This is a genomic window from Streptomyces puniciscabiei (assembly GCF_006715785.1).
GTDB classification, from domain to species: Bacteria; Actinomycetota; Actinomycetes; order Streptomycetales; family Streptomycetaceae; genus Streptomyces; species Streptomyces puniciscabiei.
This window is the reverse complement of sequence record NZ_VFNX01000001.1, coordinates 3,718,389-3,741,692: the sequence shown is the minus strand read 5'-3', so window position 1 is coordinate 3,741,692 and position 23,304 is coordinate 3,718,389. Positions and strand designations below refer to the sequence as shown.

24 protein-coding genes and 2 pseudogenes are annotated in these 23,304 nt (G+C 70.8%); 13 read left to right on the top strand and 13 right to left on the bottom strand.

The genetic code is table 11. The annotated features are described in order from the left end of the window. Positions 1-62 precede the first annotated feature (62 nt). Positions 63-497 carry a sporulation delaying protein family toxin gene (locus tag FB563_RS17300; RefSeq protein WP_142218769.1) on the bottom strand — a complete coding sequence of 145 codons (435 nt, stop codon included), beginning with the start codon at positions 495-497 and terminating at the stop codon, positions 63-65. A 488-nt stretch (positions 498-985) separates the two neighbouring features. Here FB563_RS17300 and FB563_RS17295 point away from each other — a divergent pair, with 488 nt between their 5' ends. The 3 genes from FB563_RS17295 to FB563_RS17285 are packed head-to-tail and all read left to right on the top strand — an operon-like array spanning position 986 to position 2,281. Further along, positions 986-1,450 (top strand): DUF1648 domain-containing protein, encoded by a 465-nt coding sequence (locus FB563_RS17295; protein ID WP_055704483.1) that lies wholly within the window; start codon positions 986-988, stop codon positions 1,448-1,450. Continuing rightward, complete coding sequence (locus tag FB563_RS17290) at positions 1,447-1,932, top strand: hypothetical protein (RefSeq protein WP_055704482.1); 486 nt, start codon at positions 1,447-1,449, stop codon at positions 1,930-1,932. Before FB563_RS17295 ends, FB563_RS17290 begins: the two co-directional genes overlap by 4 nt. 1 nt (position 1,933) lies before the next feature. Further along, positions 1,934-2,281 carry a GntR family transcriptional regulator gene (locus FB563_RS17285; protein ID WP_055704481.1) on the top strand — a complete coding sequence of 116 codons (348 nt, stop codon included), beginning with the start codon at positions 1,934-1,936 and terminating at the stop codon, positions 2,279-2,281. Positions 2,282-2,576: 295 nt separating this feature from the next. Here FB563_RS17285 and FB563_RS17280 read toward each other — a convergent pair whose 3' ends face one another. Then, complete coding sequence (locus FB563_RS17280; protein WP_142218768.1) at positions 2,577-3,839, bottom strand: SpoIIE family protein phosphatase; 1,263 nt, start codon at positions 3,837-3,839, stop codon at positions 2,577-2,579. Positions 3,840-4,186: 347 nt separating this feature from the next. Here FB563_RS17280 and FB563_RS17275 point away from each other — a divergent pair, with 347 nt between their 5' ends. Next, positions 4,187-4,828 carry a carbonic anhydrase gene (locus FB563_RS17275; RefSeq protein ID WP_055705965.1) on the top strand — a complete coding sequence of 214 codons (642 nt, stop codon included), beginning with the start codon at positions 4,187-4,189 and terminating at the stop codon, positions 4,826-4,828. A 25-nt stretch (positions 4,829-4,853) separates the two neighbouring features. On the opposite strand, the gene FB563_RS17270 is transcribed toward FB563_RS17275, so the two are convergent. Next, entirely contained in the window at positions 4,854-5,861 is a 1,008-nt protein-coding gene (locus FB563_RS17270) for an L-threonylcarbamoyladenylate synthase (protein ID WP_055705964.1), read from the bottom strand. A 29-nt stretch (positions 5,862-5,890) separates the two neighbouring features. Between FB563_RS17270 and FB563_RS17265 the strand changes: the two genes are divergently transcribed. Beyond that, the gene (locus FB563_RS17265; RefSeq protein ID WP_142218767.1) at positions 5,891-6,193 is read left to right on the top strand and encodes a hypothetical protein; all 303 of its coding nucleotides are present in this window, start codon (positions 5,891-5,893) and stop codon (positions 6,191-6,193) included. Between the two features lie 14 nt (positions 6,194-6,207). On the opposite strand, the pseudogene FB563_RS17260 reads toward FB563_RS17265, so the two are convergent. Next, positions 6,208-6,603: pseudogene (locus tag FB563_RS17260) on the bottom strand (COG4705 family protein); the annotation flags it as partial. A gap of 176 nt (positions 6,604-6,779) precedes the next feature. On the opposite strand from FB563_RS17260, the gene FB563_RS17255 reads away from it, so the two are divergent. Next, the gene (locus tag FB563_RS17255) at positions 6,780-7,856 is read left to right on the top strand and encodes a bile acid:sodium symporter family protein (RefSeq protein ID WP_055705963.1); all 1,077 of its coding nucleotides are present in this window, start codon (positions 6,780-6,782) and stop codon (positions 7,854-7,856) included. On the opposite strand, the gene FB563_RS17250 is transcribed toward FB563_RS17255, so the two are convergent. Continuing rightward, the gene (locus FB563_RS17250; protein WP_199832797.1) at positions 7,853-8,032 is read right to left on the bottom strand and encodes a hypothetical protein; all 180 of its coding nucleotides are present in this window, start codon (positions 8,030-8,032) and stop codon (positions 7,853-7,855) included. The two genes, FB563_RS17255 and FB563_RS17250, sit on opposite strands and share 4 nt — an antisense overlap. A gap of 91 nt (positions 8,033-8,123) precedes the next feature. Between FB563_RS17250 and FB563_RS17245 the strand changes: the two genes are divergently transcribed. The 3 genes from FB563_RS17245 to FB563_RS17235 are packed head-to-tail and all read left to right on the top strand — an operon-like array spanning position 8,124 to position 11,346. Beyond that, entirely contained in the window at positions 8,124-8,777 is a 654-nt protein-coding gene (locus tag FB563_RS17245) for a response regulator transcription factor (protein ID WP_055705962.1), read from the top strand. Further along, positions 8,768-10,036 carry a sensor histidine kinase gene (locus FB563_RS17240; RefSeq protein ID WP_055705961.1) on the top strand — a complete coding sequence of 423 codons (1,269 nt, stop codon included), beginning with the start codon at positions 8,768-8,770 and terminating at the stop codon, positions 10,034-10,036. Before FB563_RS17245 ends, FB563_RS17240 begins: the two co-directional genes overlap by 10 nt. A 38-nt stretch (positions 10,037-10,074) precedes the next feature. Next, positions 10,075-11,346, top strand: coding sequence for a COG4705 family protein (locus FB563_RS17235; protein WP_055705960.1), 1,272 nt, complete (start codon positions 10,075-10,077; stop codon positions 11,344-11,346). A 229-nt stretch (positions 11,347-11,575) separates the two neighbouring features. Here the strand turns inward: FB563_RS17235 and FB563_RS17230 are convergent, their stop codons facing one another. The 5 genes from FB563_RS17230 to FB563_RS17210 are packed head-to-tail and all read right to left on the bottom strand — an operon-like array spanning position 11,576 to position 17,057. Further along, on the bottom strand, positions 11,576-12,337 hold the full coding sequence (locus FB563_RS17230) for a response regulator transcription factor (protein WP_055705959.1): 762 nt from the start codon (positions 12,335-12,337) through the stop codon (positions 11,576-11,578). A 38-nt stretch (positions 12,338-12,375) separates the two neighbouring features. Next, a complete protein-coding gene (locus FB563_RS17225; protein WP_055705958.1) occupies positions 12,376-15,027 on the bottom strand; it encodes an FtsX-like permease family protein in 2,652 nt (883 codons plus the stop codon). Beyond that, entirely contained in the window at positions 15,024-15,686 is a 663-nt protein-coding gene (locus FB563_RS17220; protein ID WP_055705957.1) for an ABC transporter ATP-binding protein, read from the bottom strand. Before FB563_RS17220 ends, FB563_RS17225 begins: the two co-directional genes overlap by 4 nt. Next, on the bottom strand, positions 15,673-16,395 hold the full coding sequence (locus FB563_RS17215; RefSeq protein ID WP_055705956.1) for an ABC transporter ATP-binding protein: 723 nt from the start codon (positions 16,393-16,395) through the stop codon (positions 15,673-15,675). The genes FB563_RS17220 and FB563_RS17215 overlap by 14 nt, the downstream gene beginning before the upstream one ends. Before the next feature lie 5 nt (positions 16,396-16,400). Then, positions 16,401-17,057 (bottom strand): hypothetical protein, encoded by a 657-nt coding sequence (locus FB563_RS17210; protein ID WP_055705967.1) that lies wholly within the window; start codon positions 17,055-17,057, stop codon positions 16,401-16,403. Positions 17,058-17,210: 153 nt separating this feature from the next. Here FB563_RS17210 and FB563_RS17205 point away from each other — a divergent pair, with 153 nt between their 5' ends. Continuing rightward, a complete protein-coding gene (locus tag FB563_RS17205) occupies positions 17,211-18,536 on the top strand; it encodes a sensor histidine kinase (protein WP_055705955.1) in 1,326 nt (441 codons plus the stop codon). A 37-nt stretch (positions 18,537-18,573) separates the two neighbouring features. Continuing rightward, positions 18,574-19,350, top strand: coding sequence for a methyltransferase domain-containing protein (locus FB563_RS17200; RefSeq protein WP_234357725.1), 777 nt, complete (start codon positions 18,574-18,576; stop codon positions 19,348-19,350). Between the two features lie 178 nt (positions 19,351-19,528). On the opposite strand, the pseudogene FB563_RS44925 reads toward FB563_RS17200, so the two are convergent. Next, positions 19,529-20,122, bottom strand: a pseudogene (locus FB563_RS44925) (ABC transporter ATP-binding protein); the annotation flags it as partial. A gap of 2 nt (positions 20,123-20,124) precedes the next feature. Beyond that, positions 20,125-21,159, bottom strand: coding sequence for a hypothetical protein (locus tag FB563_RS17190; protein WP_055705952.1), 1,035 nt, complete (start codon positions 21,157-21,159; stop codon positions 20,125-20,127). An 80-nt stretch (positions 21,160-21,239) separates the two neighbouring features. Between FB563_RS17190 and FB563_RS17185 the strand changes: the two genes are divergently transcribed. Continuing rightward, on the top strand, positions 21,240-21,551 hold the full coding sequence (locus tag FB563_RS17185; RefSeq protein ID WP_142218766.1) for a helix-turn-helix transcriptional regulator: 312 nt from the start codon (positions 21,240-21,242) through the stop codon (positions 21,549-21,551). Then, complete coding sequence (locus FB563_RS17180) at positions 21,548-21,871, top strand: hypothetical protein (protein ID WP_142218765.1); 324 nt, start codon at positions 21,548-21,550, stop codon at positions 21,869-21,871. Before FB563_RS17185 ends, FB563_RS17180 begins: the two co-directional genes overlap by 4 nt. Positions 21,872-22,616: 745 nt before the next feature. On the opposite strand, the gene FB563_RS17175 is transcribed toward FB563_RS17180, so the two are convergent. After that, complete coding sequence (locus FB563_RS17175; protein WP_055710325.1) at positions 22,617-22,928, bottom strand: cold-shock protein; 312 nt, start codon at positions 22,926-22,928, stop codon at positions 22,617-22,619. Positions 22,929-23,304 lie beyond the last annotated feature (376 nt).

Below are 23,304 nucleotides of genomic sequence, written 5' to 3'. Positions count from 1 at the left end.
GCGGAGGGTGGTGGGCCGGACTGTCACAGCGCATGACAGTCCGGCCCATCACCGGGGCTGGCTTACGCCGCCAGAACCTGTGTCAGCTGGGCGATCTCCTCATCCCTGCTGAGGGAGCTCTGTCCCCTCTCGGTGGCAGACCAGAAATGGGATGTGGTCACTACCCACTTGGCCGCCTGGAAGTTCACGGCGACCGAGACGTTCACTGCACCACCCAGGTTGACGGCGACAAGCACGTTGACGGCTACCACGACGTTGGCGCACCTGCCGACGCCGGTACCGGTGTCATCGGCCCTGGACTTCGTGGTCGACAGTGACTTGAGGATGCCGGCGGCCTCATCGACGCCGCTTTCCACCTGCCGCGGGTCGCCGGAGCGCAGCTTCGCCGAGAAGGAACCGAAGAAGTCCGGGTGCTGCTTCTCGATCCTGTCCAGCACCGCCGTCACAGCCTTCCTCTGCTCCGCGGTGCTGTTCTTCTTTCCGAAGGGTCGCGACATCGACGAACTTGCCCGAGCGGGCGAGCTTGTCCGCCACGGGGCCCTGGGCGAAGGCCAAGCCTTCGAAGAGGAGCCGACCGTCCTTGGTCGCCTCCGCCTTCGAGCGCGGCGCCGAGGTTAAGGATGAATTGGCGTGGGTCGTGGCCGAGGATGCGGCGGCCTCCTGAGCCACGGCGCCGCCCAGTCCGAGGACAGCGGCAGCTGCGATGGCGACGCTCACGCGTCTGTGCATGTTGACTCCTGTGGTACGAGGAAACAGTCCTGTGGTCACTCAGCGCAACCACTGGACAGGGATGAGGGAACGCTACAAGCGTTCGAAAAAGGGCCCAACGACTTAACGGACCACCCGGTAGAGATCAAGCCAAGCCCGTCAGGGTCCGTATGAGTGCCGTCAGGGTGGGGCAAAGGAAGCATCAGAGCGCGACTATCGTTCTATTTCAATGTGAACAATCCTCGGCGACGCGCTTCACAGAAAGGACCTGACGTTCGTGTTAGAGAACCGTGCCCCCGCCCTGAGCCGCACCCGTCTGGCGACGGAGGCGACCGCCCCCTTCGTCGGTGCAGCACTGATCACCGTCATAGCATTTCTGCTGTTCAAGGGCTCTCTGCCCGACAAGATCGCCACGCACTTCACGTTGGGCGGCAGCGCCGACGGGTACAGCAGCCCGGCGACCACGCTTGGCCAATACATGCTGTTGTTCGCCATCCAGGCGATCGGTGCCCTCGGTGTGGTTTTCTCCATCAAAGCGGCCCCCAGGGCGGCCAGGGGGCTGAGGGCATTCTGCTGCGGCCTTGCCGCCGGGACCGCCTACGACCTCATAGCCACACTGTGGGTCGTCAGCGACTCCAACGGACGCGATGTTCATCTGCCGTCGTACCAGTGGGCCGTCGACGTCCTCGTAGGCGCAGCCGTGGCCTGCGCCGCATGGTTCGCCTCCCGGAGCCGAGCATGAACCACGAGCACGCGCCGCAGCAGGTCACCGTCTGGCACCGCACCTTGATCGCCGGATGGATGCTCGCCACTGGCATCGTCGCAGCGATCGGCTTGAGCGTCCTCACCGTTGTAGACGCTCATCACCGATCCTTGACGCTGTGGCTTCTGGTGCTTCCCGCCGCCTTCCTCGTCGTGGGCGCCATCCGCGTCACGGTCTCCCCCCGCGGCGTCACAGCCGGCTCGCTGCTTGTGCCGTTTCTACGACGGCGCTTCCCCCTCGAACGCATCGAGAGCGCCTCGGCCCGATGGACCAAGCCCACCGAGATCGGAGGATGGGGCTACCGCTGGAACCCGGGACTCAGTGCCATCTCACTGCGCGAAGGCGATGCCATCTGGCTCACCCTCACAAGCGGCGGCCAGTTCGTCATCACCATCGACGACGCAGGTACAGCCGCCGAGCTCACCAACCACCTGCTCGCACGCGGACACGAAGGTCCCTGACATGTTGGTCACCATCGACCACGCCTCGCCCATGGGCCTCGCCGAGCAGATCGCCGCCTCGGTACGCCGCAGCATGGCGGAGGGGAAGCTCCGGAAAGGCGACCGCCTGCCCTCCGCACGCGCTCTCGCCCGCACTCTGGGCATCAACATGCACACGGTCCTGCGCGGTTACCAGATCCTCAAGGAGGAACGGCTCATCGATCTCCGACCTGGGCGCGGAGCGGTCGTCACCGCGGAAGCCGCCAGCCATGCCATGGTCATCGAAGCGTGCCTCCACTTCCTCCAAACCGCTCGCAGATCAGGCATGAGCAGTCAGGACATCCTGAGTCTCGTCGCCGACCATGTCTGAGCCTCCCCCTGGGGCTCCACATAGCCCGGACGACGCCATGTGAGTCGGGCCGCCGTGCCCTTGGGGACCGCGCGGCACTGGTCCGGGCGGGTGCATCCAGGTCACAGTGCAGCGATAAGCGCTGCGGACCAGTGAGAACTACCGAGAGCAGTTTTCCCTGGTCCGCAGCATTATTTCGGGGCAATCCCGCAAGTTACCGCGCTGACTGACGAACGAGATCCGCTTGCCACCGGTGCGCAGTGAACAGCGAAGCTCCGGCAGACGACGGCCATCGTGATCTCCAGCACCGTCCCGGTCAGCGCGGTCGGGTCGTTGCGGCCAGGCGGACGACGACCATGGCGATGTCGTCGCCTGCGCCGCTGGTGAGGTCCAGGCCGGCGAGGAGGGCGTCGGCGAGGTGTTCCGGGCCGAAGCCGGTGCAGGTGGCGAGCATGGCGGTCAGGCGGGTCAGGCCGGCGTCGATGTCTTCACCGCGGCGTTCGATCAGGCCGTCGGTGTAGAGGATGAGGGTGTCGCCGGGGGTGTAGGTCTCGTTGGCCTGGGGGCGGGGGACGTGTTCGGGGCGGGCACCCAGTGGTGGGTCGGTGGCCTGGTCGAGCAGGTCGCAGGTGCCGTTGGGGTGCAGCAGGACGGGTGGGGGGTGGCCGGCGCTGCTGTAGATGAGCAGATGGCTGTGGCGGTCGACGAGGACCTGGACGGCGGTGGCGGCCAGTGCTCCCTCGACCGAGCGGGCGTAGAGACCGAGGACCTCCAGTGCCTGGGCTGGGCCGTGGACGGTGCGGGTGGCGGCGCTCAGCGCGCTGCGGAGCCTGCCCATGACGGTGGCGGCCATCAGCCCGTGGCCGACCACGTCGCCGACCGCGACGGCGAAGCGGTCGCGGGGCAGGTCGACCGTGTCGTACCAGTCGCCGCACACGTTCAGTGCTCCGGTCGCGGGCAGGTAGCGCACAGCGATGTCCGGGTGCCGGCCCAGGTCCGGGGTGTGGAGCATGGTTTCCTGCAGGGCGACGGCGATGCGCCGTTCCCGTGCGTGCGCCTGTTGCAGTTCCTCGTTGAGCTGTTGCAGCTGCCGTGCCCGGGCGTACAGCTCGGCTTCCATGGCCGCTTCCCGGCCGGGACTGACCGACGGCAGGTACGCCGTGCGGCGGGCGCGGACGACGTCGGTCATGTCCTCGGACCGGTGGAGGATCCAGCCGACCTTTGCGTCCGGGCCGAGGACGGGCACGTTGATCGCGGTCAACCACCGCTCCTTGAACACCTCGGGGTTGCCGACGACCGGGATGTCGTACCTCTGCAGCGCCATGTGATCGGTCTGGCCCGAGGCCAGAACCCGGTGCAGGGAGGCTTTCAGCGTCTCCATCCCGTCGGCCTCCGGGTCGGCGGGGTTGTCCGGGAAGACGTCGAAGAGGTACTGCCCGAGCAGCTCGGCGCGGCTGCGTCCGGTCACCTCGCAGAAGGCCGGGTTGGCAGCGGCGATCACCAGGTCCGTGCCCAGCATCAGGCACGGGCTCGGAAGGACGGCGAACACCGCCGTGTAGTCGATCTCCGGTGCCGTCACACGTATGTCCCTGCGAGTTGCACCCCCTCCTCTTCAATCTACGGAAGGCCCAGTTGCCGCGCCTGCCGAGGCAGCGGGGGTGGCGGCTGCGGACCTCCGTCCGGCGTGCGCCCCGGCCGGGATCCCTCTCGCTGTGTGTGGTGTCCCTGGCCCGGCGGCCGTTGTGGGCCGAGCAGCTGCGCAGTGCACCGAGGAGGACCACCGAGAGCGACACCGCCTGGTGTCCGGGAGTGCGGGTCGCGGAGGGAGTGCGGGTCGCAGAGGGAGTGCGGGTCGCGGAGGGAGCGCAGGCCGCCATCCGTGAACGCGGCCGCGCGATTTGGCGGGGTCGGCCGTAGCCTTCCGCCATGACCGAGACTCTGACGCCGACTCCCGATGATGCCTTCGAGATGCTGCTGGCAGGCAACCACCGGTTCGTCACCGGCTCGCCCGAGCACCCCAACCAGGACGCCGCACGCCGCGCCGAGACCGCCCCGGCCCAGAATCCCTTCGCGGTGCTGTTCGGCTGCTCCGACTCCCGGCTGGCCGCCGAGATCATCTTCGACCGGGGGCTCGGGGATCTGTTCGTCGTGCGTAACGCCGGGCAGGTCGTCGGCGCGGAGACGCTGGGAAGTATCGAGTACGGCGTGAGTGTGCTGGACTGCCCGCTGGTCGTGGTGCTGGGGCATGACTCGTGCGGGGCCGTCGCAGCTGCCCGGGCCGCCGCCGACGGCGGCCGGGTACCCGCCGGCTTCGTCCGTGACGTTGTCGAGCGGGTGACCCCGAGTGTGCTGGCGGCCCGTGCCGCCGGACGCGAGCAGCCCGAGGAGATCCTGGCCGAGCACATAAGGCTCACCGTCGATCTGCTGCTGGAACGCTCCCGCGTGCTGGCCGAGCGAGTGGCCGAGGGCCGACTTGCCGTGGTGGGGCTGTCCTACCGCCTGGCCGACGGCAGTGCACGACTGGTCGCCTCCCACGGCCTGAGCAGGGCTGCCGCCCCCACACGGTGAAACCCGCTGCCGGCCAGCCCGGTGTTCAGTGCTGCTGGAGGCCGGGGACCGAGGAGGGCCGGGGTCCCGCGGCGCGGCGGAGCCGGTTGGCGATCGCGAGTCCCAGGCCCTCCTCCGCAGGCAAGGACGCGACGATGAGGTCGCACCCCTGCTGGTCGAGTTCGCGCAGGAACCGGTACAGGCCGCGCGCGTAGGCGGCCATCGAAGCGGGGACCTTCACCACGGCGTGCGCCTTCACCGGGGCGCCGGTGAAGGCGAGGGGAAGAAGAACGCCCACCTGGTGCCCCTGCTCCTGGGCGAGCTCCGCTTCGGCTACGACCTTCTCGGGCTCGACGAGGACGACCCGTGCACGCGGCGCGTAGTGGGACGGATGCTGGCCCGGCACCCGGACGCGGCTCGTCGAAGGGACGGCAAGAGGGTGCCCCAGCGCCGCTTCGAGGTCCTCGCGTGTCACTCCGCCGGGCCGGAGGATGCTCGGAATCCCGCCCGTGACGTCGACGATGGTCGACTCGACGCCGACCTCGCAGGGGCCGCCGTCCAGCACGAAGTCGACCGCCTCGCCGAGCTCCGCACGGACGTGGTCGGCCGTGGTGGGGCTGACCGAGCCGAAGCGGTTGGCGGACGGGGCCGTGACCCCGCCGCCGAAGGCCGACAGCAGCGCGAGGGCGACGGGGTGGTCGGGCACGCGCACGGCCACCGTCTCCAGGCCGCCCGTCGCTTCGAGGGGCACACGGGGACCGCGCCGCAACACCAGCGTGAGCGGCCCCGGCCAGAAGTGTTCGGCCAGCAGCCGCGCCGCCGCGGGCACGCCCTCGACCCAGTCGTCCAGCTGCTCCGCGCCGCCGATGTGGACGATCAGCGGGTGGGAGGGCGGACGCCCCTTGACCTGGAAGATGCGCGCAACAGCGGCGGGGTCCTCGGCGTTGGCGCCCAGACCGTAGACGGTCTCGGTCGGGAGGGCGACCAGGCCGCCGGCGCGAAGTACCTCGGCCGCCTTCTCGATGTCACTGTTTCTTGCCGTCACGCAGGCCATACTCCCACTGTTTCGCTCCCTCCCATTCTGTGGAGACCGCTCCCCTCGACGACCGCGATCCGCTGGCCGGCTGCACGTCACCGACGTACCGCTTCCGCACCAAGATCGGCATCACGATTGTCGAGCAGTACCCGGCAAGGAGTCGATCCCATCCTCGCGCGCATCATGCGCCTGACCGGCAGCCACGGCACGTTCACCATCGAACCCGCTTCGCAGTCCGGGTAGTGATCCGGGGCGCTCGACCTGCATTGCGCGTGACTTCCCTGCCGCCGGAGCGTTGGTCCGACTCCGCCGGCGACCTGGTCGCCCAGGCGATGAACCTCGGCTACTGAGTGTCGGCGCAGGAGAAGGCCTCGCGGCGGGTGGTGCCGACGTGGTGGATCGACAGGGTGCGCTCGGCGCGGCACCAGAGGGCGAAGACGATCACCAGGGCGATCGCGAAGACCGTGGTGGTGGTCTCCAGCGCCGCGCCCATGGTGTCGGTGAGATGGTCGCTGACCAGGGTTCCGACGACGCTGATCAGGGCGACGGCGGGCCAGTACACGCCCGGGCGGCAGCCCTTTGTGCGGAACTGCACCACCAGGACGACGGTGAGCAGCGCGCTCATCAGCAGCGGGACTCCGGTCAGCCCGAGGTCGGCCTTCTCGTTCAGGAGGTCGGCGGCGGTCTCGCCTCCCGTGGTGCACAGCACCTTGATCACCCAGAAGCAGACGGTGACCTCGGGCACCTTGTTCCAGCGCAGCCGATGACGGGAAGGGGCCGTGGCACCAGGTGCCTGAACACATCCTGACTGCCGCCGTGGATCACCGACCCCGCCCGTCCCGTGCGCGCACCATGGCTCCATGCACACGCACGCGTATGGTCTCCGCATAGCGGTCCTCCGTCCCGCCCCTGCCCCCGCGACGGAAGAAGACCGCCATGCACGCACCCGCTCCCACCGCCGGCCCGGCGCCCACTGACCGCGCGAGCGCCTGGCTGCGGCGCCGTCTGGGCCGGGCCGTCGTTCTGTCCTACGCCGCAGCCCTGCTCGTGCCGGGCCCCGGCCTGTGGCTGCGCCACTCCCACGCACTGCCGCTCGGACCGCTGGTCCGACTGCCGGTGTCCACCGCACCATGCCTGCTGTGGCTGGTGCTGTTCTCATCCGGACTCCAAGTCCCCGTCCGTGAGCTGGTCCGAGTCCTGCGGCGCCCGAGTGCACTGCTCGCCGGGCTTGCGCTGCACCTGGCGATCCCGTTGCTGGTCATCCCGCTCGTCGCGGTCCTCTTGCACGCCTCGCCCGACTCCGACGGCGGCAGCGGCCTGGTCACCGCGATGATCCTGATCGTGGCGATGCCCGTGGCGGCCGGCGCCACGGTGTGGACCGGCAAGGGCGACGGCGACCAGCCGACCATGGTCGGCCTGGTCCTCGCCTCCACCCTCATCAGCCCACTCACCACACCGCTGGTGATCGAGTTGCTGTCTCCACTGCTCAGTGGCGGCTACGCCGGCTCGCTCGCCGCGAGTGTCGACACTGCGGGCGGTGGCTTCACCTTTGTCGGTGTGGTGCTGCCCTGCGCGGCGGGCATCCTGGTCCGGCTTGCCCTGCCCGCGTCGTTGCTCGGCCGGGCGCTGGGCGCGGTCGTGCCCGCGGCCCTGGCCGGCTCGCTGGTCCTGACGTACGTCAACGCCAGCGGCGCCCTCGGCTCCTTCGTCGCTCGGCCACGCCCGCTGCTGCTGGGCGCCGCGCTGGTCGTGGCGGCGCTGGTCTGCCAGCTGTCGTTCCTGCTCGGCCGCTGCGCGGCGCGGCTGCTGCGGCTGGACCCGCCCGCCGCTTCCTCGCTCACCCTCGCCTGCGGCATGAACAACAGCAGCGCCAGCGCCGTACTGATCACCGCCGTGCTCCCGGACAAACCACACCTGCTGCTCCCGGTCCTCGCCTACGGCCTGCTCCAGAAGACAGCCGCCAACCGAGTCGTACGGGTCGGGCCTTCCCCGGTGTTGCGTTCTGTTGCCTAGAACATGGCGGTCCCCGGCCCGACGCCGAGAACCGGGTCCGTTCCCCACCCGTGGATCGAGACGCCGTGCCGCCAGACACCGATGTGCAGCCTGCCCTTTTCGACCCGGCAGGTGGGCATTCCGTTGGACAGCGCCACGCTCGCCTGCGGGAATTCCTCCAGGATCGGCCCGCTCACCCGGTCTGCGGGCTCGACCCCTCGCGCCCGACCGTCAAGCGGCTGACCAGGGAAGATGGAGAACTGGGACGGGAGTATCTAGGGTCAGCACGTGGCTTTCATCATGGTGTGCGAAGACGACGCGGCGGTTCGCGGCGTCCTCAAGCGCGCCCTGGAGCACGACGGCCACACCGTCTCCGTCGCCGCCACGGCCGACAGCCTGCTGCGGCAGCTCGCACCGGCGCCCCACCTGGTCGTCCTGGATCTCGGGCTCCCGGACGCCGACGGCCGTGACGTCTGCCTGGCCCTGCGGGCTCGCGGCGTCGACGCGCCGGTGTTGATGCTCACCGCCCTGGACGGCCTGCACCACAAGGTGGGCGGCTTCGAGGCCGGCGCCGACGACTACATGACCAAACCCTTCGACATCCCGGAACTGCTGGTCCGCGTCCGCGCGCTGCTGCGCCGGGCCACCGTGGCGCCCGCACCGCGCGAGGTCGTCCTCGATCCGGCGAAGCACGTGGTGACCTACGATTCGGTGAGCATGAGCCTGACCCCGACCGAGTTCCGGCTGCTGGGCCGCCTGATCGCCTCCCAGGGCGACGCGGTACGCCGCCACGCCCTCATCGCTGCCGGCTGGCCGCACGGGGCGCAGGTCAGCGACAACACCCTCGACTCCTATGTGCGCCGGCTGCGGGCCAAGCTCGGTCCGCTGGGTGTGGCCGAGCGTCTGGCGACCGTCCGCGGCGTGGGCTACCGATGGCAGTGACGGGATTCCGTAAGCGGGTCGTCGCACTCACCGTGCTGATCGCCACCGCCGTGGTCGCGGTCCTGGTCGTGGTCTCGCACGTGCTGCTGAGCCGGGTGACGGACGCCGACGCGCACGATCTGGCACGTACGCGCGCCGAGGCGGTCGCGGCGAACGTCACCGCCAAAGGCGGCCGTGTCGAACTGACGGAGAACAGCAGCGAGGCGCTGGACGAGGTCGCCTGGGTGTACGCCGACGGCCGCCTGCTCGACGGGAACGTGCCGCCGAGCCTGGTCGATCGCGTCGAGGAGCTGGCGGACTCGGGGCGATCGCAGACCGCGTCGGTCGGCGACTACCTCCTGTACGCGCGGCAGGTCCCGATCGACGGCCACCACGTCATGGTGATCGTCCGGGTGGACCTCACGCCCTACGAGACATCCGAACAGCGCAGCCTGACCTTGTCCCTGATACTGGGCGGCCTCACGATCCTCCTCGCCGGCGGTGTCGCACACCTCGTGGTGCGCCGCGCACTGCGGGTCGTGCACGAGATGGCCGCCCTCGCCGACGAATGGGGCCATCACGAACCCGGGCGCCGCTTCAACCTCGGGGTCCCCCGCGACGAGTTCGGGGAACTGGGGCGGACCCTGGACCATCTCCTGGAGCGCGTCGACAACGCGCTGGCGGACGAGCGCCGGCTCACCGATGAGATCGCCCACGAGCTGCGGACACCGCTCACGGTCCTGCGGGCCGAGGCGCAGCTGGCGCAGCTGTCCGGCGGGCCGGTGCCGCCGGAGGCGGTGCTGGGCGAGGTCGACCGCCTCGATGCGGCGATCACGACGATTCTGCGTGCGGCGCGCGCACGGACGGACAAGGGGACCCGGTGCGATCTGCGCTCCGCCGCGCGGCAGGCGATCGCCGGCCGCGCGGTCGAGGTCGCCATTCCCTCGAAGGTCGAGGTCGCCGTGGCGGCCGACGTCGCCGTGTCGCTGCTGTCGCCCCTGCTGGAGAACGGCCTGCGGCACGCGCGGTCGCGTGTGTGGATCACCGCGCGCACCCAGGGTGAGGCCGTCCTGGTCGATGTCCTGGACGACGGCCCCGGATTCGATCCCGCGGACGTCGACCGGGTCTTCGAAGCGGGTGTGACCGGCGGCGACGGGTACGGGCTGGGGCTGCCGGTGGCCCGGCGCATCGCCGCCTCGGCCGGTGCGGAGGTCCGCGCGATCGCGGACGGCCGCGGTCACGTCGAGGTGACGCTCCCCGCCGCCCGTGCAAGCGCGTAGTCAGGTTACGTGCAGATTCCCCGCGTAAACCTCCCCGCATGACAACGACAACGGAAGCACGCCCGCGCAGCGGGCGCCTCATGCTCAACAAGGTCCCCGAGGTCACCATCTGGTTCTGGGTGATCAAGGTCCTGTGCACGACCGTCGGTGAGAGCTTCGCCGACTGGATCAACATGAAGCTGGGCGTCGGCCTGGTGAACACGGCCTGGATCTTCACCGCGGTGTTCGTGGTGGTCCTGGCCGTCCAGCTGCGGCTGAAGCGGTACGTTCCGTTCCCCTACTGGCTGACCGTCGTCGTTGTCAGCGTCACGGGCACCCTGTACACCGACATCCTGACCGACCAGCTGAACGTGCCGCTGTGGATCAGTTCCGCGGTCTTCTCGGTGCTGCTCGCGGTGGTCTTCGGTGTGTGGTGGGCGCGGGAGCGCACGCTGTCGATCCACTCGGTCACGACGCTGCCGCGTGAGTCGTTCTACTGGCTCGCCGTTCTCGTCACCTTCGCGCTCGGCACCGCCACCGGCGACTGGACTCTGGAGCTGACCGGCTGGAGCCCGGGCGTCTCCGTGTTGCTGCCGCTCGGCCTCATCGCGGCGATCACGCTGCTGTGGAAGTTCGGCGCGAACCCGGTGCTGTCCTTCTGGCTCGCCTACATCCTGACCCGCCCGCTGGGCGCGAACATCGGCGACTGGCTCGCCTCCCCGAAGGTCGCTCAGCCGGGCGAGCCGACCGGTCTCGACCTGGGCACCTTCACCACCAGCCTGATCTTCCTCGGCCTGATCCTGGCGACGGTGGTCTACCTGACGGTGACGCGCTCGGACGTGACCGAGACCCACGAGGCGACCCACGCCGCACCGGCCACCAGCAACCCGCGCAAGGAGCGCACCGCGCTGGCCGGCTTCGGACTGCTCGCCGTCGCCACCGCGGCCCTGCTGGTCTGGGCCCACGGCCAGCCGCACGTCGGCCCGGCGGCGGAGGAGGACAACACCTCCGCCGTCCAGATGGCTCCCGGCCAGGCGGTGAAGAAGTTCCCGCCCGCCAAGGTCGCCGCGCTGAAGAACCTCGCCTCCACCTCGCTCAAGGACGCACGCTCGGGGAACGCGAAGGGAGCGCACGCGGCCGCCCAGTCGCTGCGTGACCTGTGGGACGCCGACCAGGCCTCGCTGCAGCCGCTGGACAACACCGGCTGGGACTCCATCGACGCCCAGATGGACAAGATGCTCAAGACGTTCGGCATCGATCACTCGAACCCGCCGATGTCGCCCGCGCAGCAGGAGAAGGAACTGAACGCCCTCCTGACGGACCTGGGCTGACAGACCGCACGGCGCCCGCCCGGCCCACCCGGCCGACGGGCTCGGTGTGCCGAGGCGGCGCGGAGAACCGCGCCGCCTCGGCACACGCCGGCGAACCGCGGACACCGCGATGCCGCCGGGGCCGCCTGCGGCAGCCCGGGCGTGTCCGCGGACTCTCGTGGGCGGTCGCTGACCGGACGGCGTCGGCCGAATGAGTGCCGACCCTACTGCGCGAACAGGCGCGGGCCGGTCAACTCTTCGTCCCGGCCCCATCGCTCCAGCCGCAGGGCTCGAGGCGGTAGCCATGCCCCCGGAGCGTGGCGATGTGAGGCAACCGGCAAGGGCGGCCGGACTCCTCGGCGGCCTGGGTGAGACGTCGGCGCAGGCCGGCCATGGTGACGTCCAGGGTCTTGGTGGGGCCGAACCAGTTCTCGTCCCACACCTGTGCCATCAGCGTTTCTCGCGAGACGGCGGTGCCGGGGTTCTCGGCGAGCAGGGCGAGGAGGTCGAACTCCTTCGGCCGCATGGAGATCTCCGTGTCGTGGAGGGTGCAGCGGCGTGCCGTGGTGTCGATGACCAGGTCGCCGAGCCGTAGTGGGGGCCGCGGCTGCGACGTGAGGGTCTGGCGGCGCAGGTGAGCGCGGAGGCGGGCCAGCAGGACGGTGAGGCTGAAGGGTTTGACCAGGTAGTCGTCGGCACCTGCGTCCAGGCCGGCGATGACGTCGATGTCGTCGGTACGGGCGGTGAGGATCACGATCAGCACCTCGGGGAGGCGGGCGCGCAGGGTGCGGGCGAGGTCCAGTCCGTCGAGGTCGGGCAGGCCGAGGTCCAGGAGAACGGCGTCGTAGGCGGTGCGGTCCGTCTCCGCCAGGGCCGAGGCGCCGGTGCGGCTCCAGGTGGGGGCGTAGCCGTTGACGCGCAGGCCGGTTTCCAGGTGGCGTCCGATGGTGTCGTCGTCCTCGACGACCAGGATGTGCAGGCGGCTGCGGTCCGGTGCGGCAGGCGTGCCCATGGCAACAGAGTAGACAGGTCGCTGCCCTGCAGGAGGGCTCACAGGTCGCGGAGTTCCTCCACCGCGGGGCGCCGGGCACCGCGGATGCCGTTCAGGGCTGCGGCCAGTACGGCGATCAAGGCGGCCAGTCCGGTCAGGGTCAGGTAGACGCCGGGCACCGCCAGGGCGGCGGGCGGCGGGTCGAACACGCCGGTGAGTACCTTGACCAGCATCTCCGACAGCGCCCACCCGATGACGGCACCCCCGGCCAGGCCGCCTGCGGCCAGCAGGAGGGCCTCGGTGAGGACCATGCCGCGCAGCTGGCGCGTGCGTGCGCCGAGGACGGTGGCGATGGCGAAGGTCCGGCGGCGTTCGGCGAGCCCCAGGGCGAGGACCAGTCCCCCGGCTCCGGCGGCCAGCAGGACCGCGAAGGCGAGCTCGATGCGGGTGAGTCCGGCCAGGTCGACGGAGGTCAGGCTGGTGCCGACGGTGCCGCGGGTCTGGGTGAGGTCGCTGACGGTGGCGCTGGTGCCGAGCCGCGACCGCAGGCGCGTGGCGATCTGCTTCTGGTGGGTGCCGCCGGTGTCGAGGAGGAAGGCGCCGACCGCGTCGCTGCCGGTCGCCTTGGCGATGTAGGAGGCGTTGGCGACGAAGAAGCTGTCCTTCGGTGCCGTGGGGAACTCCTTGGCGATGCCCGCGTAGTGGAAGGGGACCGTGCGCAGCGCCTTGGTGCGGGCGTCCTGGATGCGCAGGTTGACGGTGTCGCCGGGGGAGAGCTGGAAGTCGTTGACGGTCTCGACGCTGACCAGCAGGTTGTCGGGGCGTTCGGCGAGGCGCCGCATGAGTTGCCGGGCCGTGCCGCCGGCGAAGTAGGCGTCCTGGAGGGAGGTGGCGCGGGCGATGGTGTCCGGGCGGACGCCGTAGAGGTCCTGGAGATCGGAGCCGACGTAGGCGAAGCGGTGCTGGAGGGGCTCGACGTGCCGTACGCCGGAGATCTTCAGGGCGGATCCGGCGCCGGGTGGGACACGGGCACCGGGTGGTTCGGTGACGGTGACGTCGGCGCCGTTGGTCAGGCGGGCGTCGACCTCGGCCTGCTGGCGGTATGTGGCGTTGAAGACGGCGGTGGAGAGCGCGAAGGACACAGCGAGGGCGAGCAGCACGACCGAGCGGGCCAGAGGGCGGCGGCGCCGGGAGAGGGTGGCGGCGGTGGTGCCGGCGAGGGTGGCGGTCAGCGGGCGGGCCAGCCGGGCCACGACGGGACGGCCGTGGGTGAGGGCGAGGAGGGTGAGTCGCCACAGCAGCAGCGCGGCGCCGATCCACAGCAGGGCAGGCCCGAGGAAGGCCCAGTACGACACGGAGATGCTGGGCACGCCTTCCGGGGCGAGGACCAACGCGTACTGGTTGCCGGATGAGGCGCGGAAGACCAGCCAGGAGCCGATCAGGAGGGCGAAGTCCAGGCCGTACCGCATCCACCAAGGGTTCCGGGTGCCGCGGGAGCCGGACTCCTTGCGGGTTTCCGCGACGGTCACCGTGTGAAGGTCACGCAGGGCCGGGACGAGGACGGCTCCCGCGGCGACGGCGACGCCGAGGACGAATGCAGTGCCGTACCAGGCGGCCCAGGTGCCCGCGCCCGCTCCGAAGGAGGCGGCACCGAAGGCGAGGCGGCCGGTCAGTGCGGCGACGCCCAGTCCGGCCAGACCGCCGGCGAGACCGATCAGCGCCGCTTCCAACCCGGCGAGGGCGGTGATCTGGCGGGGGCGCAGGCCGCGCAGCCGTAGCAGGCCCTGCTCCTGGCGGCGCCGCTCGCCGCCGGCGGAGGCGACCGCGGCGGTCAGGGCGGCGGCCAGGGCCGCGCCGGGGACGCCGAGGAAGAGGAAGAGGATCTGGGCGTACAGGGCGTCCTGGCGGGCGGAGTCGAGGGCGGCGCCGACGTTGTTCCCGACCAGTGCGGCGCCCGCCGAGCGGGCCTCCAGGTTGTGGGCGGCGCGGGTGACCGCGGTGAAGGCGGCGGCTGGGTCGGAGGGCAGGCGGGTGTCGTCGCGGGCGACGTGGATCTGGGTGGTGACCGCAGAGGCTCCCCGGGTCAGTGCGGCGAACCTGGCGGCGGGCAGCAGGACGACGTTGTCCGGGGGTGCGGTGGGCTGGGACTGGCTGGGTGCGCCGACGGTCTGGAAGAGGGAGTCGGCCTGGGGCAGGTCGATCACGCCGTCGACCTTCACCTGCCGTAGTCCGATGCCGGGGAACTGGACGCCGATGGTGTCGCCGGGGGCGGCGTGCAGGTTGGAGGCGGTCTGCTGGGCCAGCAGGACGCCGCTCGGGGAGCCGGACAGAGTGCGGATCGCGTCGGGGAAGAGGGCGCGGTAGCCGTCGGGCAGGCCAAGGGCCATGCCGGGACCGGTGGTCTGGGTGCTGCCCTGGACGCGCGCGGTGAAGCCGGTGGTGTGGGCGAAACCGACGGGCAGGGCGGCGCGGGTTCCCGGCGCCTTGCGGACCAGGGACATCACCGCGCCGGGGTCGGCACCAGGCTGTACCTGGACCTGCCAGTCGACGGCGACCGAGCGCACGGCACGCTGGGTCATGGTCGCCTTCGACGCCGTGAGGAAGGAGCCCAGCGCGGCGACGAGGGCGACCGCGAGGGCGATGCCGGCCAGGGCGGCCAGCAGACGCCCGGTGCGGTGGCGGGCCAGGCCGACCGTCCACGAGCCGATCATGGCACCTCCTCGGGTGCGAGCAGCCGGCCGTCGCGCATGGCGCGCCGGGTGGTGAGCCGGGCGGCGACGGCGGGATCGTGAGTGGTGACGACGAGGGCCGCGCCGGTGTGGTCGGCGGCGGTGAGGAGGGCGTCGAGGACACGGCCGCCGGTGGCGTGATCCAGGCGGCCGGTGGGCTCGTCGGCGAGGATCAGGCGCGGGGACTGGGCCAGCACCCGGGCGACGGCCACCCGCTGGGCCTGACCACCGGAGATCTCCTCGGGCAGCCGGTCCGCCAGGTCGGCCGCGTCGACCAGCGTGAGCGCCGCGAGGGCGGCCTGCCGGGCCTCGCTTTCCGGGCGGTCGGCGAGGACCAGCGGGAGAGCGGTGTTCTCGACCACGTTCAGGGCCGGGATCAGGCTGTCGCCCTGGAAGACCAGGCCGATGTCGTACGGCCCCAGAAAGGTGGCCCGCCGCACCGTGCCGCTGGTGGGCTGTTCGAGCCCGGCCAGCAGGTGCAGCAGTGAACTCTTCCCCGACCCGGAGGGGCCGACGACGGCGAGCCGATCGCCGGACCCGATCTCGAGGTTGGCGCCGTGTACGGCCACGACCGCCTGGGTGCCCCGGCCGAAGGTGAGAGCCGCGTCAGCACAGGTCACGAGCACTTCATCCCGTGGCATCGGGCACCCCCTGCGACGCGGGACGGACAGTCGGGGCCGAGGCGTCGGTGGCCCTGCCGTCCTCCAGCGTGATCACCCGGTCCGCGCTCCGGACGACTTCCGCGCTGTGCGTCACGATCAGCACCGCACACCCCTGTGCGGCCCGCTCTCGCAGCATGGTGAGGACCACCCGCTCGGTCTCCCTGTCGAGTTCGCCGGTCGGCTCGTCGGCCAGCAGGACAGCGGGCGCGTTGGCCAGCGCCACGGCCAGCCCGGCCCGGGCCAGCTCGCCACCGGACAGCTGCCGGGGCAGCGCATGCGTCCGTTCGCCGAGGCCCACCTGGGCGAGCAGCTCCCTGGCCGAGGTGACGGGTTTGCGGGCCGCGGCGCGCTGCGGCAGGCGGACGTTGTCCCGCACGCTCAAATGTGGCAGGAGATTGCGGGTCTGCAGCAGCACGCCGATGTGCCGGGCACGCAGCCGGGCCCGCTCGGTCTCGGGCCGGTGGCTGATCCGTACCCCGTCCACGCGGACCTCGCCGCCCGAGGGCTCGTCGAGCCCGGCCAGGCACGCCAGCAGGGTCGACTTGCCGGATCCCGACGGTCCCACGACCGCCACCGTCTCGCCCCGCCCGACCCGCAGCGACACCCCGCGCAGCGCGAGCGTCTCCTCCTCGCCGGCCCGGTAGAAGCGGTACAGCTCACGAGCAGCCAGCACCGGCTCGGCCGCCATCGTGCTCACCGCCAGGCGAAGGAGTCGCTGATGATCCGCCACGGGTCGACGTTGTCGGCGTTGACCGGGCCCGACAGGGTCAGATCCACCTCGTGGCCCGACTTGTAGAAGGCATACCGCTCGAAGCCGTCGCGCACCACCTTGCCCGTGACCGGGTCCTTCGCCGAGTCGCCCTGATAGGTCAGCCTGACGACACGGCCGGCGTGCCGGGACACCTCCGACACCTTCGGCGCGGCGAACTTCGGCACCTGGGAGCGCAGCTTGGGGACAACCGTCTTGGTGACCGAGTCGACCGTGGGCGCGGCGGACGCCGAGACGGCCGTGATCCTCACGGTGTTCAGCTTGTCGGTGAACACCGTGCTGCCTCCCTGCTCGGTACGGGCCCAGCCCTCAGGCACCTTCACCGTGAAACCGGTGAAGGACCCGCCTGTCGGCCGGTAGGCGACGTACACCTGGTTGTCGGGGATGTCGCCGGGCGGATTGGACTCGGTGGGAGCGGGTGCCGGGTTGTTCTGCCCGTTTCCGGCGCGTGCCGAGGAAGCCGGCGGTGATGACGTCGTCGAACCGGAACCGGAGTGCGAGCCGGAACCGGAACAGCCCGCGGTCACCGCCGCCACGAGCACCAGCCCGACTGCCGCGGACGTCCGTGCGTGTGCTGCCATCACCACTGCCCTCCAAGGAATCCCCCGGACCGGACGGTCATGGCACCCACGCTAGGAAGCGGCCGGTTAACGCCCCGCTCGCCGAGGGTTAGACGACGGCAAAAGCGTGCGCCTCGCCCCGCGCGCCCGGCCGAGCCGCCGCATGATGAGGGCATGAGACAGCGCGTGGTGCGAGTCGCCCTCACCGCCGCGTTGGTCGCCGTGGTCCTGCTCGCCGTCCCCCTGGCCCTGGCCATCAGGTCCTCCCTGTACGCCGGGCAGCGGGACACCCTGGAACGCGCGGCCCTCGCCGCGGCCGTACGGGTGAGCCCGGACTATGCGACCGGTGATCCGGTGGAACTGCCCAGGGCGCCGGCAGGGGGACATCTGGGCCTGTACGACCCGCAGCAGGCCAAACGTGCGGGCAGCGGCCCCCGGACGGCGGACGCGCCGGTCCACCGTGCCTTTGGCGGAGAGGTGGTCCGGGGGCGGTCGGGCGGCGACCTGGTCGCCGCTGTACCGGTCTCCCACGCCGAGCAGGTGATCGGCGTGGTCCGCGCGTCCTCCCCCGCTGACGCCGTACGCGACCGGGTCCTGGCCGCGTGGGCCGTGCTACTGAGCGTGACCGTAGTCGCGCTGACCATCGCGGTGCTGGTCGCCCGTCGGCAGGCTCGGGCGCTGGCCGCCCCGTTGGAGGACCTCTCCCGCCACTGTCGGGCCGTCGCCGAAGGGGACCTGAATGCGCGGGCGGCCCCCAGCAACATCGCCGAGATCGACCAGGTGGCCCGCACGCACAACACCATGCTGCACAGCCTGTCCGAACTCCTTCGCCGGGAACGGGATTTCGCCGCCAACGCCTCGCACCAGTTGCGCACTCCGCTCACCGGCCTGCAACTCGCCCTGGAATCGGGTCTCGCCCAGGACGACGACGCCCGTCTGCGCCCCGTGCTGACCGAGGCACTGGCCACCGCCCATCGACTCCACCACACCGTGGAGGAAGTGCTGCGCCTGTCCCGCTCCCCGGACCGGCCCCGCCCGGCCGCCGGGGACATCGCGGTGGCACACCTCCTTCAGGAGACGCAGGAGCACTGGCACGGCCTGTTCGCCGCCGACGGCAGACGCCTGGAGTGCGGCACACATGACGCACCCGCCGATGTCCTGGTCCCCAGCGGCCCCGTGTCGGAGGTGCTCGGCGTCCTGCTGGACAATGCACGGGTGCACGGACGCGGAACCGTGCGACTGGTGGTGCGGGACCTGAACGACGCCCTCGCCTTCGACGTGAGCGACGAGGGAGCCGCGGAGGGCGAGCCGGCGCAGCTGTTCGACCGCGGACACACCGGCGGCGGCCACGGGACGGGCATCGGCCTCGCCCTCGCTTCCGAACTGGCCCACTCCATCGGCGGCCGGCTCTCCCTCACCAGAAGGGCTCCGGCCACGTTCACCCTCCTCGTCCCAGTCCGCGGGACCGGCTCCGAAGGCAACGCACCGGCCTGCGGATGAATGCCTCTCTCCGACATGCTCGGCTCCGGGGTGTGACTTGTTCGCCTGCCCTTGTGCCGAGCCGGTCGACTCGCCACCACTGCGGAGACCGTCCGACCGAATTCGAGACGGACAGGCCGACCCCGTCAGCTATCTCGACCGGCTCGCCACGAGCGATCTCGGCCGCTCCTACAAGCGGCGGATGCTCGACGCACTCGACCTGCGTGCCGGACACCGGGTGCTCGCCCTCGGCTGCGGCCCCGGTACCGACCTTGAGGCGCTCGCCCAGGCAGTCGGCCCAGCCGGCGCGGTCGTAGGCGTCGACCACGACCGGAACATGGTGGACGCCGCGCGGGCCCGCACCGCTGGTGAGGCCATGGTGGACGTCCGGCACGCGGACATCCGCGACCTGCCGATGCCCGACCACACCGCGGACCGCGCCCGCACCGACCGGGTCCTGCAGCATGTCGCCGATCCCCTGGCCGCGCTCGGTGAGATCCGCCGGGTCCTGCGGCCGGGCGGGCGGCTCGTCATGGGCGAGCCCGACTGGGAAACCCTGGCGGTCGACCATCCGGACAGCGACCTGACGCGTGCCTACACCCGCCATGTGGCCGAACGGGTCGTCCGCAACGCGGGGATCGGCAGGCAACTGGCGCGCCTGGCGACCGAGAGCGGCTTCAGGGTGCCCACGGTCATCCCTGTCTACGCTTCTTCCAGGGACTTGCTCTCCTGCTGCGCAGACGTGACGCCGATGCCCTCCGTGACCAGCGCGCGTACCAGGTCGCGGGAGTGCACGCCGGGGGGGGGACGACGATCTCGTCCCCACGCGTCGTGACCGTCGCGACGCCGGGCAGTCGGCGCAGTACGGCGGCAGCCTGCTCGGTGTCGTCGGCCTGGAGGCGGTGGGTGCCGGCGGCGCCGAGCAGTTCGTCCATCGGTCCTGCGGCGATCAGTCGGCCGTGGTTCATCACGACGACGTGGGTGGCCAGTTGCTGCACCTCGGCGAGCTGGTGGCTGGAGACGAGCACGGCGGCCCCTCGTCGGGCCAGCTCTCCCAGGTACTCGCGCAGGGCCCGGACCTCGCCGGGGTCCAGTCCGTTGGCCGGCTCGTCCAGGATCAGCACGTCGGGCTTCCGCATCAGGGCCTGGGCCAGCATCAGCCGCTGCTTCATCCCCATCGAATAGCCCTTGACCTTGCGGTCGAGCGCCTCGCCGAGCCCGGCGAGATCCAGGGCGTCGTCCAGAGCGGGGGGCGGCCATGCCCGCCCAGTCGCCGACCACAGGAGCCGCAGGTTGGCCCGGCCGGTGAGGTGCGGCACGAACGCCGGGCCGTCGATGAGCACGCCGACGCGACGCAGCACGTCCGCGCCCAGGCCGACCGGCTCGCCCAGGAGGCGCGCGCTGCCGGTGTCAGGGGACGACAGGCCGACCAGCATCCGCATCGTGGAGGTCTTGCCCGCCCCGTTCGGGCCGAGCAGGGGCGCAGATCTGGCCGGCTTGCACGGTGAGGCCGAGCCCGCTGACGGCCTGCCTGCGGCCGTACCGTTTGGCCAGCTCGCGGCGCAGATCGCAGGTGTTGCTCGGTCGTGCGGTGTGGACGGTTGCATCGTCACGCCTTTCCCCGGTGCTTGTCCGGTCGTCGAAGGTGGGTGGCGGCACCGCCGAAGCGGCGGCGCGAGCCGGAGAAGTCGTACGGGGACCAAGCGAGCAGGAGAGCGGCTGTGACCAGGGACGTGACCAGACCGGCGCCGAGCGTGAGGGCGGCCAGGGCCGGTACGGACGTCAGCGTGCCCGTCCCGAACACGGGCCACAGTGCGTCACGGAACGCCGTCGACACGCTGATCGCGACGCACCCGGCGACGGCCGATGCCTCGGTGATACGGCGCGGCCGGGTGCGCGCCGGCCGGGCGATGAACCCGGCGACCGCATTGCTGATCACGCAGAACGCGAGGTTGGAGGTCGCTGCGACGACCAGGAACCAGCCGGTGAGCAACGGATCCGTCCAGCCCTCGCCGATGGCCTGCGCACTGGTGAGGGCCGCCGCGGCCAGCGTGCTCAACGTGACGAACACCGTCATCGCACGACGGCGCACCCAGAGCGCCGCGTCCGGGCCGACCCTGCGCCGCAGTACGGGAATCCGTCGGCAGAGGAAGACGGCGTCGCCGAGCCAGTCATGCCGCCATGGGCCGGCCGGGCCGTGCCCTCGGTGGCCTCTCACGAGCAACACCGCAACCGCCACGGTGAGTACGGAGGTGACGACCAGCCCGCCGATCAGCACCGATGCCCATGTCCCCGAGGACGAGGCAGGCGTCCTGGCGACGACCGCGACCCACTCGCATACGACCGTGAGCCCGGCCAGCGTGACCATCGCCCCCGCCGCACGCACCGTCTGCCGCACCCGGTCCGCGCCGCCCGGCGCCCGCCACGCGAGCAGCCGTGACGCGATCACCAGGGCGAGCACCGGCACCGCGAACTGAGCCAGGGACACCATCACGTCGTACGGGTCGTCCTGCCACGGGCTGGCGGCCCTGACCGACTTGTCCTGGGTCTCCAGCACCGTCAACGCCTCGAACACACCGGCCGCGCCGAGGCTCGCCAAGACCACGGCCGAGGAAGCCCGGCCGTTCTCCTTCACGTGTTCCATGGACCGCCATAGTACGCGTCTCGTACTACGTGACAAGTAGTATCGCGGTTCGTAGTATGCAGACCGGAGGAAGGAGGCTCATGCACGGCAACGACGCCCAGATGCTCGTGCTCACCGTCCTCGCGGACGGCCCGCGGCACGGATACGCCATCAACACCGCGATCGAAGAACTCACCGGCCGCAGACTCGGCCCCGGTAGCCTCTACGGCGCGCTGTCCCGCCTGGAGGGACGCGGGCTGATCCAGCCCGCGGACGAGGCGCCCGAGACCCAGGAACGCCACCGCACCATGCGCATCACCGACCCGGGCCGCGACCAACTGCGCGCCGAGCTCGAACAGTTGGCCCGCATCTCCGCCGCCGGCCTGCGCGCGCTCGGCATCACCCCGGCATGAACGCGGCCACGCTCCTGACCCGGCTCTACCCACCCGCCGTACGCGAGCGATGGGGCGAGGACATCCACCACGAGGTGTCCGCAGCCGGCATCCGCTGCTGGCCCGACACCCTCGCCGGAGCCGCACGGCTGTGGCTCCACCCCGGCGACTGGCCCGAGACGTCCAGCGGACAGACCCGCCGCGTGCTGACCGTCGCCCTGTTCGCGCTCACCGCCGCCACCGCGCTGCTGCTGCGCTCGGCCGAACCCTCCACCACCCTCACAGCCGACATCCACCACCCCCCGACCCCCCGACCGCCGCGGTCGTCGCCCTGTGCCTGACGGCCTGGAGCGGCATCACCGAACACCTCACCGGCTTCGCCGACGCCGCCGCCTGAGACCAGAGAAGGGGTACGTCGTGGCTGGGGCGGTCGGCGTGCCCTCCGCGTTCACCAATTCCTGTGTCAGCAGTGTGCCGGGCGAACTGCCGTTGACGCATCAGATGGCCGACAAGCGGACACGGCTCGTCAGTTGTACTGACGAGCCGTGAGAAATCCGCGATCAGGGCCTCTTAGGAATCAGAGGCAATCTTGAGGTCACTGGCATAGGACGTGCTCTCGACGCCGGCGCTGTCACGCGCGGTCAGGGGCGGAGTAATCCCGTCGAACAGCGAGTAGTTGAAGCTGAAGCCGAGGTCGGCCGTGCCGGTCCGGCCTCCGACGTTGACGCGGAAGGTGCAGTTTCCGTACAGCGTGTAGTCCTTGTTGCGTCGGTTGTTCGGGACTGACGAGTGCCAGAAATAGTTCGGTTCCGGCCATGTTCACCTGGCCGGTGAAGGTGCCGTCGGCATCCGTCTTCTTGTAGTACGGGTCCGAGACCTTGAAGGTGAACTTGCCGTGCTGCGTCCCGGCGTGAGCAGGAACAGCGCCTAGAGCGGGCACTGCGGCCAGCGCAGCAGATCCGACGGCAGCGAACTTTTTCGTGAATGTCGAGGACACGGGATTCCCCTCCAAAGCGCACAGCAGGAGAGACCATGCCGCTGCTGCGCGTACCGGTAGGAGAGGTTCGGTCGATGACCGATACTGTGTCAGGAATCGAAGGTGATGTTCAGGCCGGACGAAAAGCCGGGCCCCTCGCCTTCGTGCGGCGAGCGTCGTGCCCCGCCTTCAGGCCAGACGGACACGGCGCGCCAGGAGTACTCGTCCTGTTCGGCCTGCTCGGCCGAGAAAGTGACGGACTGCCCAACGGTCAGCTCGCGATAGCCTTCGACCTCGATGGCCGAATAATGTGCCCACACCCCGTCCGGGAGGGCATCGGAAGCGATGACTCCCCAGCCCTCCTCGCTGTGCCACTCGAGCACGCAGCCGGAAAACACCTCTGCGGACGTGGTGTCAGACATTGCACGTTCCCCCTTGCAGCACCGGCAATTCGCCGTTCCGGCATGGCGCTGTGGTCAGCAGCGCTCGACCGAACATCAGTGACGTTGACAGATGGCCCGCGTCCCGAGCGATCTCGATTCCTCCGTAATCCGCAGTCCTCTCAATCGGTCCCGGCTTGGCCGGCACCACAAGCATCTTCGAGACGATCCCCGCCGGGGGCCGGCCGACCATGAATGTCCGGACGGGTCTCCGGGCCGCCGCCCCCGGACAGATCGGGGATGCAACCATTCGGGGAACAGCGGGGGATCACGGTGAAAGCAACCCAGCTCGGAGAGGCCGGAATCACGCCGTCAGTACAGGTCAGCGCCGCAACCGGCGCCGAATGATCGCAGCTTC